The sequence below is a fragment of the Streptosporangium sp. NPDC000396 genome (assembly GCF_042898655.1).
Classification (GTDB): domain Bacteria; phylum Actinomycetota; class Actinomycetes; order Streptosporangiales; family Streptosporangiaceae; genus Streptosporangium.
This window is the reverse complement of record NZ_JBIAZA010000030.1, coordinates 82,159-95,244: the sequence shown is the minus strand read 5'-3', so window position 1 is coordinate 95,244 and position 13,086 is coordinate 82,159. Positions and strand designations below refer to the sequence as shown.

12 protein-coding genes are annotated in these 13,086 nt (G+C 69.8%); 5 read left to right on the top strand and 7 right to left on the bottom strand.

All coding sequences use genetic code 11. The features are described 5' to 3' along the window. Positions 1-132: 132 nt before the first annotated feature. Entirely contained in the window at positions 133-753 is a 621-nt protein-coding gene (locus ACFY2X_RS36595; protein WP_389947655.1) for a uridine kinase, read from the top strand. 214 nt (positions 754-967) lie between these two features. Here the strand turns inward: ACFY2X_RS36595 and ACFY2X_RS36590 are convergent, their stop codons facing one another. The 3 genes from ACFY2X_RS36590 to ACFY2X_RS36580 all read right to left on the bottom strand — a co-directional run bounded on the left by ACFY2X_RS36590 (position 968) and on the right by ACFY2X_RS36580 (position 5,461). After that, on the bottom strand, positions 968-2,827 hold the full coding sequence (locus tag ACFY2X_RS36590; protein ID WP_389947654.1) for a hydantoinase B/oxoprolinase family protein: 1,860 nt from the start codon (positions 2,825-2,827) through the stop codon (positions 968-970). A 60-nt stretch (positions 2,828-2,887) separates the two neighbouring features. After that, positions 2,888-4,927 carry a hydantoinase/oxoprolinase family protein gene (locus ACFY2X_RS36585; RefSeq protein ID WP_389947653.1) on the bottom strand — a complete coding sequence of 680 codons (2,040 nt, stop codon included), beginning with the start codon at positions 4,925-4,927 and terminating at the stop codon, positions 2,888-2,890. 78 nt (positions 4,928-5,005) lie between these two features. Continuing rightward, positions 5,006-5,461, bottom strand: a complete 456-nt coding sequence (locus ACFY2X_RS36580) for a hypothetical protein (RefSeq protein ID WP_389947652.1) — start codon at positions 5,459-5,461, stop codon at positions 5,006-5,008. Between the two features lie 147 nt (positions 5,462-5,608). Between ACFY2X_RS36580 and ACFY2X_RS36575 the strand changes: the two genes are divergently transcribed. Both ACFY2X_RS36575 and ACFY2X_RS36570 read left to right on the top strand, forming a co-directional pair. Then, positions 5,609-6,268: a thymidine kinase gene (locus ACFY2X_RS36575; protein ID WP_389947651.1), complete on the top strand. Its 660-nt coding sequence runs from the start codon at positions 5,609-5,611 to the stop codon at positions 6,266-6,268. Positions 6,269-6,404: 136 nt separating this feature from the next. Further along, on the top strand, positions 6,405-6,608 hold the full coding sequence (locus tag ACFY2X_RS36570; RefSeq protein WP_389947650.1) for a hypothetical protein: 204 nt from the start codon (positions 6,405-6,407) through the stop codon (positions 6,606-6,608). A gap of 45 nt (positions 6,609-6,653) precedes the next feature. Here ACFY2X_RS36570 and ACFY2X_RS36565 read toward each other — a convergent pair whose 3' ends face one another. The 4 genes from ACFY2X_RS36565 to ACFY2X_RS36550 all read right to left on the bottom strand — a co-directional run bounded on the left by ACFY2X_RS36565 (position 6,654) and on the right by ACFY2X_RS36550 (position 10,094). Continuing rightward, on the bottom strand, positions 6,654-7,553 hold the full coding sequence (locus ACFY2X_RS36565; protein ID WP_389947649.1) for a hypothetical protein: 900 nt from the start codon (positions 7,551-7,553) through the stop codon (positions 6,654-6,656). A 108-nt stretch (positions 7,554-7,661) separates the two neighbouring features. Then, positions 7,662-8,357, bottom strand: a complete 696-nt coding sequence (locus tag ACFY2X_RS36560) for a carbon monoxide dehydrogenase subunit G (RefSeq protein ID WP_389947648.1) — start codon at positions 8,355-8,357, stop codon at positions 7,662-7,664. Between the two features lie 87 nt (positions 8,358-8,444). Further along, positions 8,445-9,521, bottom strand: coding sequence for a fatty acid desaturase family protein (locus ACFY2X_RS36555; RefSeq protein ID WP_389947647.1), 1,077 nt, complete (start codon positions 9,519-9,521; stop codon positions 8,445-8,447). Between the two features lie 171 nt (positions 9,522-9,692). Then, positions 9,693-10,094, bottom strand: coding sequence for a VOC family protein (locus tag ACFY2X_RS36550; RefSeq protein WP_389947646.1), 402 nt, complete (start codon positions 10,092-10,094; stop codon positions 9,693-9,695). 161 nt (positions 10,095-10,255) lie between these two features. Between ACFY2X_RS36550 and ACFY2X_RS36545 the strand changes: the two genes are divergently transcribed. Together ACFY2X_RS36545 and ACFY2X_RS36540 are read left to right on the top strand one after the other, a co-directional pair. Beyond that, complete coding sequence (locus ACFY2X_RS36545) at positions 10,256-11,119, top strand: polysaccharide deacetylase family protein (protein WP_389947645.1); 864 nt, start codon at positions 10,256-10,258, stop codon at positions 11,117-11,119. A gap of 520 nt (positions 11,120-11,639) precedes the next feature. After that, complete coding sequence (locus tag ACFY2X_RS36540; RefSeq protein WP_389947644.1) at positions 11,640-13,076, top strand: cytochrome ubiquinol oxidase subunit I; 1,437 nt, start codon at positions 11,640-11,642, stop codon at positions 13,074-13,076. Positions 13,077-13,086 lie beyond the last annotated feature (10 nt).

The window sequence follows — 13,086 nt, the reverse complement described above, 5'->3', positions numbered from 1 at the left end:
CTTTCCAGGCGGAGGTTCCCCTCCTCCGGCCCCTCCCCCTCCGGAACCGGCCGGAGCCCCCCGGGCGGCGTGAGCCTCCGGCCGACGACACCGGCCGGACCCTCTTTCTTCGGATACTGCCACCATGAAGGGGTGGGCGCAGCCGTCTCCTTCGAGGATCTGGCCGGGACAATCCGGGAACTATCACCATCATGCGGGCCGGTTCGCGTCGTCGCGGTGGACGGACCCGGCGGGTCCGGCAAGACGACCTTCGCCAAGCGGCTGGCGCGGACGCTGGGCGCCCAGGTGGTCCACAGCGACGACTTCCCCGTGCCGTGGGACGAGCCGCCCGTGGCGTGGTTCCAGCGCGTGGAGGACCAGGTGCTCGGCCCGCTGGCGGCGGGCGAGCCGGGAGGGTACCGGCGCTACGACTGGGTCCGCGGCGGGTTCGCCGAGTGGGTGGACGTGCCGGTCGCGCCGGTGCTGCTCCTCGAAGGGGTGAGCACGGCCCGGCGCACGGCTCCCACCGCCCTCACCATCTGGGTGGAGGCGCCCAGGGACCTCCGGCTGGCCCGCGCCCTGGTCAGGGACGGCGCCTCCTTCGCACCCCAGTGGCACGACTGGATGCGCGCCGAGGACGAGTGGTTCGCCGCCGACGGCACCCGCTCCCGCGCCGACCTCCTCCTCGACGGAGCCTCGGTTCCCGGGGAGTTCGTCATGATCCCGAGCCCGCCACGCGAGGAGCACCGGAGACTCAGACCTCACGCCACCTGAGAGGCGCGCGTTGTCCGAGCGGCGGCGCGCACGCAGGGGTACATTGAACACGCCGCCTCCTACGGGGGGAGTGGAAGTGAGCCCGGGTGGACCGCCGGACGACGGAAGCCCGGGCTTCGCGCCATCTGAGTGACAGCGCGCACAGCCGATGATCACGACGCCGCAGGGCTGAAGGGTCCCCACGGCGTCGATCAATCGGACCCGGCGCCTGTCCTTACATATGGTCCACCTCGGCGTACGGCAGGCCGCCCGACAGCGAGGGGAAGCCGGGGCCGCGTTCGAAGAAGGGACGGTCGGCCGGGAGCAGGGCGCGCAGCTCGGCGCGGCGGCTCGCGGTGGCCTCGGCGTCCACCTGGAGGTCGTCGCGGGAGCCGTGCAGGATGACCCCGTAGTCGTCCCGGGCCCCTTCGATCGAGACCTTGCCGTCGCGGACGTCGGCGGCCACCCGAGCGGGGTCGCGGTCCAGCGGCGAGCCCCAGCCGCCGCCTCCGGTGGTGCGGACGCGGATCACCTCACCGGCGCGGACCGGTGAGTCGTCGACCAGGCCTTCCATCTCCCGGCCCTCGATCTCCACGACGAACGGCCGTCCCGCCTGCCCGCCGTTCACGCCCCAGCAGGACAGGATCGAGCGGTCGGCGATGGACATGAACGAGGCGTCGCGCAGCATCCGCAGGTGCTTGTCGTAGCCGAGACCACCGCGGTAGAGGCCGGGGCCGCCGGAATCCCGGGCCAGGCCGAGCCGTTCGACCCGGAACGGCCAGCGGGACTCGGCGAACTCGACCGGGATGTTGCGCGAGTCGGGAACGACGTGGATGGTGTCCTCGCCGTCGGCGTACCACCGGCCGCCCGAGCCCCCGCCGAGGACCTCCCTCATCAGGTACGGCACGCCGTCGGCGTCCTCGCCGTAGACGCCGGTGTAGCGGATGGTCTCCTGGTCGGCGGGCATCCGGCCGCCGGTGGCCTTGGCCAGAACCCCGGCCAGAACCCCGAGCAGCCGGAGGATCACGAACGTGCGGGCGTTCGTGGGGGCCGGGAAGATCGGGGTGAGCAGCGTGCCCTTCTCCGGGAACCTCATCTCGATGAGGGGAACGACGCCCTCGTTGACGTCCAGCTCCGCCATCCGCTCCGGGGTCTCGGCCAGGTTACGCAGGATCGGCGCGAGCCACTTCTTCAGGAACACCCCGTCGGCGTAGTCACCCGCGTGGTTGATCGGCCCCTTGGCCTGCGGCGACGTGCCCGTGAAGTCGATGACCAGCGGCGCCTCGGCGCTGTGGTCCACGGTGAGGGTGATCCGCTGGGTGTGCAGGCGGGGCTCGTCCACGCCGTCGTGCTCGGCGTAGTCCTCCCACACGTGCGTGCCCTCCGGGATCTTGGCCAGCAACTCCCTGCGGAACGTCTCGGTGGTCTTGGAGATGATCGCGTCGAAGCACTCCTCGACCGCCTCACGCCCGTAGCGGTCGAACAGCTCCCCCAGCCGCCGCGCGCCCATCAGGCAGGCCGAGCACTCGGCGTCCAGGTCACCGGCGAGCGAGTCGGGCATCCGCGAGTTACGCGTCATGATCGTGAGCGCCGCCCGGTTGGGCACTCCCCGATCCCACAGCTTGATCGGCGGGACCATGAGCCCCTCCTCGAACACGCTCCGCGCGTGTGAGGGCATCGATCCGGGGACCGCTCCGCCGATGTCGTCGTGATGGCCGAACGCCTGCACGAACGCGACCACGGCTCCGTCGTGGAAGACCGGGACGGTGACGCACAGGTCGGGCAGATGCCCGATGCCGCCCTCGGACAGATAGACGTCGTTGTGGAAGAACACGTCGCCGGGATTCATCTCGGCCACCGGGAAGTCCCTGACGACGGGCTGCACCAGCGCCGAGTAGGACCTGCCGGTCAGCTTGCGGAGCCGTACATCGTGGATGCCCGCCCGGAAGTCGTGCGCGTCGCGGATCATCGGGGAGCGGGCCGTCCGCGCGATGGCGGTCTCGACCTCCTTCTCGACCGACGCGAGCGTGCCTTCGACGATCTCCACCAGAACCGGGTCGGCGATGCCGGTCGACCTCTCATCACGTTGGCTCATTGGTCGCTCACCGCTCCTCGCTCGCTCCGCGGGCCGCTCGTCCCTCGCGGACCACTCCGCTCACTGCGTCGGGTTCGCTTCACGACGCACCTCCAGATTTCCGAACTCGTCCATGGTCGCCGTGAAGCCGGGATGCACCGGCAGCGTGGAACCGTACTCCTCGATGACCGCGGGACCCTCGATCGTCGTTCCGGCGGCCAGGTCGGCGCGGCGGTGGATCGGGGCCGGGCCCCACTCCTCGTAGAAGACCTCGCGGGTCGCCACCGGCTCGGGTTCCGCCGTGCCGTACGGCTTGCGCCCGATGGTCGGGCGGGTGATCGGGCCGATCCCGGAGACGCGGAGGTTGACCCACTCGACGCCGTGCCGGGGATCGTCGCGGTAGTCGTATCCGTAGAGCCTCCGGTGCGCCTCGTGGAAACGGTCCAGCACCTCGGCCTGCCACGCCTCGTCCAGCGGCCCGGCGGGGGCGGGCACCCGGACCTCGTAGGCCTGGCCGTAGTAGCGCAGGTCGGCGCTGCGCGCGTAGACGTGCCGGCCGGTGTCGAACCCCTCGCGGTCGAGGGCCTCGGCGGCCTGCCTCTCCAGGTCGCCGAAGATCTCGGCGGCGGAGTCGAGGGGGAGTTCGCGGGTGACGAAGGTGCGCACGTAGTCGTTCTTGACGTCCACCGTGAGCAGGCCGAACGCCGACACGTTGCCCGGGTCGGGCGGGATGATCACCGACGGCAGGTCGAGAATGTCGATCAGCCTGCAGACCAGCAGAGGCCCCGAGCCGCCGAAGGCGACCATGGGGAAGTCGCGCACGTCCAGGCCCCGCTTGACGGTGATCTGGCGGATCGCGTTGGACTGGTTGAAGGCGCTGATCTCCAGAATGCCGGCCGCGGTCCGTTCGGGGCTCAGACCGAGCTTGCCCGCCAGCGCCTCGATTCCCTGCCGCGCCGCGTCGGCGTCGAGCGGGATCTCCCCGCCGAGCAGGTGCGGGGGAACCCGCCCGAGGAAGACGTGCGCGTCGGTGACGGTGACCTCGGTGCCGCCACGGCCGTAGCAGAGGGGACCGGGGTCGGCCCCGGCGGACTTGGGCCCGACCTTCAGGGTGCCCTCGGGTGAGATCCACGCGACGGACCCGCCTCCCGCGCCCACGGTCACGATGTCGATCATCGGGATCTTGCACGGGTAGCGGCCGATGCTGCCCTCGGTGGTCAGGGACGGCTCGCCGTCGATCACCACCGCGACGTCGGTGGAGGTGCCTCCGCCGTCCAGCGTGATCACCGACGGGTGACCGGCGGTGGACGCGATCAGCGCGGCGCCGAGCGCGCCCGCGGCCGGGCCCGAGAGCACCGTGGTGATCGGCTGGTGCACGACCTCCGCCGCGGACAGCACGCCGCCGTTGCTCTTCATCACCGAGAACGGCATGCCGAGGCGGTCGGCGAGGTTGGCGATGTAACGGCGCATGGTCGGCTTGACCGCGGCGTCCACCAAGGTCGTCACCGAACGTTCGTATTCGCGGTATTCGCGCAGCACGTCGCTGGAGATCGAGACGACCGCGTCGGGATGTTCCCGTTCGAGGACCTCACGCATCCGCAGCTCGTGCTCGGGGTTGGCGTAGGAGTGCAGGAAGCACACGCCGATCGCGGTGATCCCCCGCTCCCGGAACCATCTGGCCGCCTCCACGGCCTGTGCCTCGTCGAACGGCCGGACCTCGGTGCCGGTGTGGTCCAGGCGCCCGCCGACGGTTCTGATCCGGTGCACCGGAACGATCCGGGACGGTTTCACCCAGAAGTAGGAGTTCCCGTAACCGTCCGGCACGCTCTGCCGGGCGATCTCCAGGATGAATTCGAAGCCTTCGGTGGTGATGAAGCCCAGATCGGCGATGCGATCCTCAAGGAGCTGGTTGGTGGCGACGGTGGTGCCGTGCACGACCGCCGCCACGTTCTCCACGCCGGCTTTCTCAAGCACCTTCCGCACTCCCGCCATGAACCCGTCGGCCGGGTTGGCGGGGGTGGAAGGAGTCTTGGTGGTGGTTATCTCACCTGTCTGTTCGTCCACCGCGACCACGTCGGTGAACGTGCCTCCGGTGTCGACCCCAATACGGACGCTACGCATGCATCCGTGTCTACCCAGTGACCCGGAGTCGGCAAATCGGCGGACCCTGCCGAAGCTACCCCTGATCCTTGGGCATTCTTAGCGGCGACGCGGTCCCATGGTGGAGCCGATCACCGCGTCCGCGTCGTGCGCGTGCACCTTCGCGGCGAGCCGGATGGCCATCTCGTTGGTACGGCGCAGCTCGGCCTCGACCCGGTCCCTGCCGGACTGACCGACCTGCACGCCGAAGTAGGCACCGATGATGGCGCCCGAGACGCCGACCAGACCGGCGAACGGGGCGGCGGACTCGCCGTCGCGCAGCGCGATCACCACGAACCCGACCAGGATGACGATCAGGCCCACGAGGACGACGTAGAAGCCGTACCGCCAGCGAGCCGCCTCCGCCTTGGCGGCGACGACCTCGTCCTCGGTCATCATCGCCGCGAGCGCGGCGGGCATCTCGGCGGTCTCCTCGGCGGGGGACACCGTGGGGCGCGTTACGGCGGGGGACTTGCCGGAGGGCGGAACAGAGGTCTTGATGTCGGTGGTCGTCACAGATTCTCCACTTCTTGATAGGCCAATAGGAATCTCCCACGCTTTTGACAATCAAGCCAAGTCAAGCCGTGTCGGCGCGGGAGCTGACCCTCTACCAGCGCATCGCCTGCCCAAACCCTCACATCCGACCCACTAAGCTGACCCTTTGTGACCGATTCGTCTGCACTCTCTGCCGTCCCCGCCGGAACCCGCGACGGGGTGCTGCGCTTCTACTTCGGCCCGATGGACTGCGGCAAGTCCACGCTGGCTCTGCAGATGAACTACAACCACCGCCGTCAGGGCAGGCGTGGTCTGGTGCTGACCAAGCACGACCGCTCGGGCGGCCCCCAGGTCACCAGCCGGATAGGGCTGGACAGCGAGGCCATCGAGGTCGTGGACGACCTCGACCTGGTGGCCCTGGTCCGCGCGCACCAGCCCATCGACTACGTGATCTGCGACGAGGCGTGCTTCTACACGGTCGCCCAGATCGAGCAGCTCGCCGATCTGGCCGACGACTTCGGCGTCGACGTCTACGCCTTCGGCCTGGCCTCGGACTTCCGCTCACAGATGTTCCCGGCGGCCCAGCGGCTCTTCGAGCTGGCCGACGAGATCAGCCGCCTGCAGGTCGAGGTTCTGTGCTGGTGCGGCCGCCCTGGCCACCTGAATGCCCGGGTGGTCGGCGGCAGGCTGGTGCGCACGGGCGAGCAGGTGGTCATCGGGGACACCGGCGATGACCCGATCCGCTACCAGGTCCTCTGCCGCCGCCACCACCGCTCGGGCGACCTCGGCACCTCCAGCCGGTCTCTCGCCCTGCTCGAATCCAGCTGACCCCCGCGATCATGGCGAGAGAGCACCGCTTTCATATGACCTCACAAAAGGTCATAAACGGAACAACCTCCAGCGACTCGCGAATTAAAGCGGATATATCCGGTTAAGCTCCACGCGAGTTCTTCCAGGAGAATCCGTGCAAGGTTTTTCTCGTCGAGTGCCGCTGACCACCGTCCTCGCGGTGGCCGCCGCCGGACCGGCCGCCTCGGCGTTCCAGATGAACGGCGTGGGGCAGCAGTTCCACCTGCTCAGCAAATACATCCCGGAGGCACCACAAACTCCCGAGGAGCTCCCGGTGAAGTGGCTGGTGGACAACGGATATCTCAAGCAGCTGAACTGAGCCCGGCTCAGCATGCCGCGCCGCCCGCCCGCGCGGCAAGCGGGCTCACGAGGCGGCGGCGATCTCTTCGAGGCGGCCGGCGAGCTGGACGGGATCACCGTCGACCAGGGCGGCCACCGCGCGCCACCAGGCGAACCACTCGCCGCTGCGCCACATCCAGTCGACCCGCTCGATCGCGGCGATGACATCGCCCTTGACCCGCCACGGTTCTCCGGCCTGCCCGGCGGAGGCGCCGTTGCGCAGGGCCCAGGCGCGCAGGATCCCGGCAGCGGCGGTGTCGACCGGCTGCTCGTAGGGGTCGGGGTTCTCCCCCAGCCTGTGCGGGCCGAGACCGGCCGCCACGCCCCAGCTCCACTGGGCCTCGGCCGGGGGCGAGTAGCGCAGGGAGTCGAAGTCCAGGTTGGAGCCGAGGTCGCCGCCGGGGCGCCTGACCACCACCGCGTCGAGCCGGCCGCCCGTGTCGAAGGAGACCACGAGCCGCCGGCCCGCGGCGGCGTCCGCGGGCAGTGCTATCCGGTCCTCCGCCTGCCAGGAGTTCAGGTCGGTGAACGCGACCGGGTGCCCCCAGGTCTCGTCCGCGGCGTCGTCGGCCATCCAGGCGGCGAGCATCTCCAGAACCGTCAGGTCGGTCCACGGGTCGATGGCGGTCGCGGTGAGCAGCAGTTCGTCCGGAGGCGGCAGCTTGTCTCCTCGCGCCCGCCGCCACCACTCCTCGCCCAGGTCACGGGTTCCGACCAGCAGCCCCGCCAGCGAGGCGAGCTCGGTGGAGCGACGGGTGAGCGGGGCTCCACGTGTGAGTTCGACACATCGTGCGACGCGGTCGGCGCCCAGCACGGCTCTTCCCTCACGGAGCAGGGCGTCGGCCTCAAGTCGCTCCTCGCCCAGCAGGTCACGGATCAGTCTTCTGGCCTCGGTTCGAGCATCCTCCGCACGTGCCTCGCGCATACCAGCCACGTTACGCCCGGAGATCCTTACGCGCGAGGCTCGAGGGGCGGGACGGCCGTGTCTCCGCCCGTGCTCCACACGCCGCGCGTCCGGCCGCGCGGAGCGCGATCAGCGTTTTCCACCGGTACGGCCGAGCAGCCAGCCGATCACCGCGCTGCCGAGTGCGATGCCCGCCCCCATGCCGAACGCGGTGAGGATCTGCCATGCGGGAGCGCCCGCCCCCCGCTGCTTGGCCGGGCGCTCGAAGACCTGCGGGGCCGAGACCGCGGGCGTGGTGATCCCGGCCGAGGGCGTCTGGCCGGGAGCGCCGGCCGTACCGGAGATGGCGGGGGCAGCGGCCGTACCGGCGGGAACGGCGCCTGCCGCCTCGGAGACGAGATGCTCCTCGACGGCGGAGAAGAACTCCCCCGCGGTCTTCTTGGCCACCGAGCTGAGCATGCGCTGGCCGACGCCTCCGATCATGCCGCCGACCACGGCCTCGGCGTCGTAGTCGACCCGGGTGCCGCCCTCGACCTCGCTGAGACGGACCTCCACGGTGGCGTCCACCGTTCCCGGGGCGCCCTGACCCCGGGCCTTGAGCACGAACCGCTGCGGGGCGTCGGGCTCGGACAGGGCCACCTCACCCTGGTAGACGCCCTTGATCGAGGCCACTCCGGCGGTGACCGTCATCCGGTAGGTGTCGGGCCCCGTCTCCTCCAGGCGCTCACAGCCCGGGATCGTGCGCACGAGCACGGCCGGGTTCTGAAGCGCGGACCACACACGTTCTCTGTCGATGCCGAGCACGGCACTGCCTGCGAGCTTCACACCACGAACCCTAGGCAATGGCCCGCCGCGCCGATAACAGCAACATCTGCCGTCGGCGTGGCGCGCGATTGTCATCCGGAACTCTGGTCACTTTTCGTGACCGGCGGGCACGCGCCCGCGCGCCCGCAACGGCTCCCCCACCGCGTGCATGTGCCGCAGCGCCTGCCGGTAGGAGCTCACGAGCCCGGTCTCCAGGTAGTCGATGCCCAGTTCCTCGCAGTAGGCCCGCACGATCGGCTGGGCACGGCGCAGGTTGGCGGTGGGCATGCTGGGAAAGAGGTGGTGCTCGATCTGGTAGTTCAGCCCGCCCAGCACCGTGTCCATGACCCACCCGCCGTGCACGTTACGCGAGGTCAGCACCTGGCGGCGGAGGAAGTCGAGCCGGTCTTCTCCGCTCAGCATCGGCATTCCCTTGTGGTTGGGCGCGAACGTGCAGCCCAGGTAGACGCCGAAGACCGCCTGATGCACGAGGAAGAACACCACGGCCTTGCCCGGCGGCAGCACCGCGAACAGCGTGACCAGGTATACGGCGACGTGCCCGGCCAGCAGCGCCGCCTCCATCCCGCGGTTCCTCAGCGACGGGCGTGACAGCGCCCGGAAGCTGGACACGTGCAGGTTGAACGCTTCGAGCGTGAGCAGCGGGAAGAACAGGAAGGCCTGGTAGCGACCGAGGAATCTGGCCAGCCCGCGGCTGGTGACGGCCTGGTCGACCGACCAGACCAGGACGTCGGGAGAGACGTCGGGGTCGTGGTCCTCGTGGTTGGGGTTGGCGTGGTGGCGGGTGTGCTTGTCCATCCACCAGCCGTAGCTCATGCCGATGCCGAGGTTTCCCGCCAGTAGGCCGGCGATCTCGCTGGCACGCCGGGTACGGAAGACCTGCCGGTGGGCCAGGTCGTGGGCGAGAAGCGCCACCTGGGCGAACACCAGCGCGAGGAAGAACGCCACCAGGAGCTGGTACCAGGAGTCGCCCACCGCGAAGAAAGCGGCCCAGCCGGCGGCGAAGAGGGAGGCGACTAGGCCGATCCTCACGGCGTAGTAGCCGGGTCGCCGCTCCAGCAGCCCCTCCCGTGCGATCCGGCGCGACAGGCGGGCGAAGTCGCTGCCCCGCCTTCCGTCTTCGCCGCCGGCTGATCGATCCGCGTCGATCACGATCGAGTTGGTCACGGTTCTCCTCGGGTGTACCGGGTCACTGGTCGTCCCTCATCAGTCGACAGCTCGGCAGACAAGTGCAAAGAGGCTTAAAAAAAGAGGCTCAAAAGAGGTGCTGTCACAGGATTTCGTGATTACTGCGATCGCGAACTCCCGCTTCCACCCTTGCCCACGGTAGTGCTGGCCCTACCCCGGCACGGACCGGCGCTGGTCGCGCCGCAGAGGGTGATCGTCGGGGATCTCGACGAGGACGATGGGCGTGCCGTCAGGATCCTCGATCCACATCTCGACCAGTCCCCACGGCTCCCGTCTCGGAGAACGGGTCACCCGGACGCCCGCGGCGCTCAGCCGTTCGTGTTCGGCGGACAGGTCACGCACCTGGAGCCAGATCGCGAACGTCCGCCCCGGCACGCCGTCGGACCGGCCGGACAGCTCGAGAAACCCCTGACCGAGAAAGAAGACCAGGCCCGGATCCTCGGCGGGACCGAACTCCCGGTAGACCGCCAGTCCCATGACGTCCTGGTAGAACCGGCGGCTGCGCCCGGGGTCGGAGGGACGCACGAGGATACGACTGCTCAGCACTTCCATATGGCGATCAGCTCCAGGCCCTTGAACCACCCTTGTCGATACCAGGCAACCTCCCCGGTGGGGATCCATCTGTACCCTTCCACCGCTTACGACCTGGGATCGGTGGTAAACGAGTATTTCGCGAAACAGTTGGGGCTCCTGTTACGGCAGGATGGTGGCCCATGGCATCGGGGAAGTCATGGGCGATCAGGACGACGGCCGCAGTCGTGGCGCTGGCGGCGAGCGCGGGGTGCGTCTCGGGCACCGCCGGCGACGGCGCCCGGGATCCCGCCGCCGGCCGTACTCCCGCCCCGAGCGCCAGCCCCTCCCCCGCCGGCCCCCCGGGACCGCCGGGAGTGCTGCCCGGGCGGGGCGAGGTGGGCCGGATTCCCCGGCCCTCCGACGGGTTGCCACCGGTGATCAGCTCCATCCCGACCAGGAGAAAGGTGGTCTTCCTCACCATCGACGACGGGTGGGAGCAGGACCCGGGCTTTCTCGCGCAGGTCAGGAAGCGGCGGATCCCGATCACGGCCTTCGTCACCCGCGACGCGGTGGAGGCCAGGGGCGCGGCCGATCCAACCGCCCAGGGCGGCAGGTTCCTGGGTGCCGGCAAGTGGAACTACGTACGCGACCTGCGTGACGCCGGGGCGGTGATCGAGAACCACACGCTGACCCACCCGAACCTGCCGACGCTCGGCTACGAGCGGCAGAAGGCCGAGATCTGCGGCACTTCCAGACTGATCCGCAAGCACACGGGCGGCCCTCCCACCCTGTTCCGCCCCCCGTTCGGCAACCAGAACACGCTGACCCGCAAGGCCGCCAAGGCATGCGGGATCGACGCCCTCCTGCTCTGGACCGCCACCGTGCAACCCGGCGGGAAGATCGCCTACCAGGTGCCGGACAAGAGACTCCGCCCCGGCGACGTGCTGCTGCTGCACTTCCGGCCCGGCCTGTCGCGGGACTTCCGCATTCTGGTCAACAAGATCAAGCGCCGGGGTTTCCTGCTCGGCAACCTCCACGCCTATCTGAAGGCCGCGACCCGGTAGGCCGCCCCGGCCCCCTGGACGAGCCGCCGGGTCCCCGACTCGAACCCTGAGCAGGTCACCGGGTCCCCCGCCTCGTACCCCGAGCAGGTCACCGGGTCCCCCGCCTCGTACCCCGAGCAGGTCACCGGGTCCCCCGCCTCGTACCCCGAACGAGCCGCCGGGTCCCCCGCTCGGCGTACCCCGGAATCACCCCGGCGGCTGACGACCGATCAACACCTTTCGCCCCACTATGAACATGCGCCTGCGGGGCCCCGGCGGCCCGGGAGGCGCACCCGGCGAGGCGGGGCCAAGCCCCGCGGCGCCGGGGCATCCGTGGAGTCATCCGCGGTAACGCAGGGAGAACCGGCGTCGCGAGCCGGAGGGGACGATCTCGGTCCGGCAGAGGAGTGCGGCCTCGCACCGGACCATGTGACAAAGATCGCAGCAGCTCGCGGCGCCGACCCCCGCCATTGCTCTACGACTTGTAGTACTACTTGAGATAGAACTACAAGCTGTAGAGCTCCAAGTCCGCGAGGGGAAGATGGACGCACTGGACCTGGCACGGTGGCAGTTCGGGATCACCACCGTGTACCACTTTCTGTTCGTACCTCTGACGATCGGCCTCGGCGTCTTCGTGGCCGGTCTCCAGACCGCATGGCATCGCACGGGCAAGGAGCAGTACCTGACGCTCACGAAGTTCTTCGGGAAGCTCTTCCTGATCAACTTCGCGATGGGCGTGGTCACCGGCATCGTGCAGGAGTTCCAGTTCGGCATGAACTGGAGCGAGTACTCGATCTTCGTCGGTGACGTTTTCGGCGCCCCGCTGGCATTGGAGGCGCTGCTCGCGTTCTTCCTGGAGTCGACGTTCCTGGGCCTGTGGATCTTCGGCTGGGACAAGCTGCCCAAACGCATCCACCTCGCCACGATCTGGGCCGCGGTCATCGGCTCCAACATCTCGGCCTACTTCATCCTCGCCGCCAACGCCTGGATGAAGCACCCGGTCGGTTACGAGGTGGTCGACGGCAAGGCACGCATGACGGACCTGTGGGCGGTGCTCACCAACCCCAACGCGCTCGCCCAGGTGCCCCACGTGGTGGGGGCGGCCTTCGTCGTCGCGGGCGGATTCGTGCTGGCGGTCTGCGGCTACCGCATCCTGCGCGAGCGGCGGATCGACCCGGACCGGACCGTCCCCGTACGGCGGGGCCGGGCGGACATGTGGCGGACCCCGATGCGCGCCGCGCTGGTCATGACCGCCATCGCCGGGATCGTGGTCGCGGGCAGCGGGGACATGTCCGCCCAGCTCCTGCACGAGCAGCAGCCGATGAAACTGGCCGCCGCCGAGGGACTCAAGCACGACACGGCGGGTGCGCCGTTCTCCCCCGTGCCGGGGGTGGAGGTGCCGAAGCTGCTCAGCTTCCTGGCCGCCCACGACCCGGACGCGGTCGTCCGGGGCACGGAGGACCTGCAGGCCGCGTTCGAGAAGCAGTTCGGCCCCGGCGACTACCGGCCCAACCTGCCCGTGGTCTTCTGGTCCTTCCGCGTGATGATCGTCTTCGGCCTCGCCACGGTGGGCCTGTCGGTCCTCGGCCTCTGGCTGACCCGCAAGCGCCGCCGCGACCCCCGCCCGGCGCGCGAGATCCCCACCTGGTTCGGCCGGGCCTGCGTGCTGGCGCTGCCCCTGCCGACCATCGCGATGATCTCGGGCTGGCTGCTCAGCGAGATCGGCCGCCAGCCGTGGACCGTCCAGGGCGAGCTGCTCACGGCCGCGAGCGTGTCGCCCGGCGTCAGCCTGACCGAGGTCGCCGTCTCCCTTGCGGTCTTCACCGTGGTGTACGGCGCGCTCGCGCTGGCCGAGGCCGTGTTGCTCCTGCGCCATGTCAAGTCGGGACCCGAGCCCGCCTCCCCCGGCCCCCTCCCGGCGCCTTCCCGCGACGGCGAGGACCAGGCCTCCCGGCTCCAGCCGACCCTGATGTACTGAAAGCGGAAAC

Bases quoted from the DNA above. Each gene is read 5' to 3' on its own strand.
- ACFY2X_RS36545 (WP_389947645.1), top strand. From the start codon at position 10,256: ATGGCATCGGGGAAGTCATGGGCGATCAGGACGACGGCCGCAGTCGTG.
- ACFY2X_RS36590 (WP_389947654.1), bottom strand. From the start codon at position 2,827: ATGAGCCAACGTGATGAGAGGTCGACCGGCATCGCCGACCCGGTTCTG.
- ACFY2X_RS36540 (WP_389947644.1), top strand. From the start codon at position 11,640: ATGGACGCACTGGACCTGGCACGGTGGCAGTTCGGGATCACCACCGTG.
- ACFY2X_RS36550 (WP_389947646.1), bottom strand. From the start codon at position 10,094: ATGGAAGTGCTGAGCAGTCGTATCCTCGTGCGTCCCTCCGACCCCGGG.
- ACFY2X_RS36565 (WP_389947649.1), bottom strand. From the start codon at position 7,553: ATGCGCGAGGCACGTGCGGAGGATGCTCGAACCGAGGCCAGAAGACTG.
- ACFY2X_RS36585 (WP_389947653.1), bottom strand. From the start codon at position 4,927: ATGCGTAGCGTCCGTATTGGGGTCGACACCGGAGGCACGTTCACCGAC.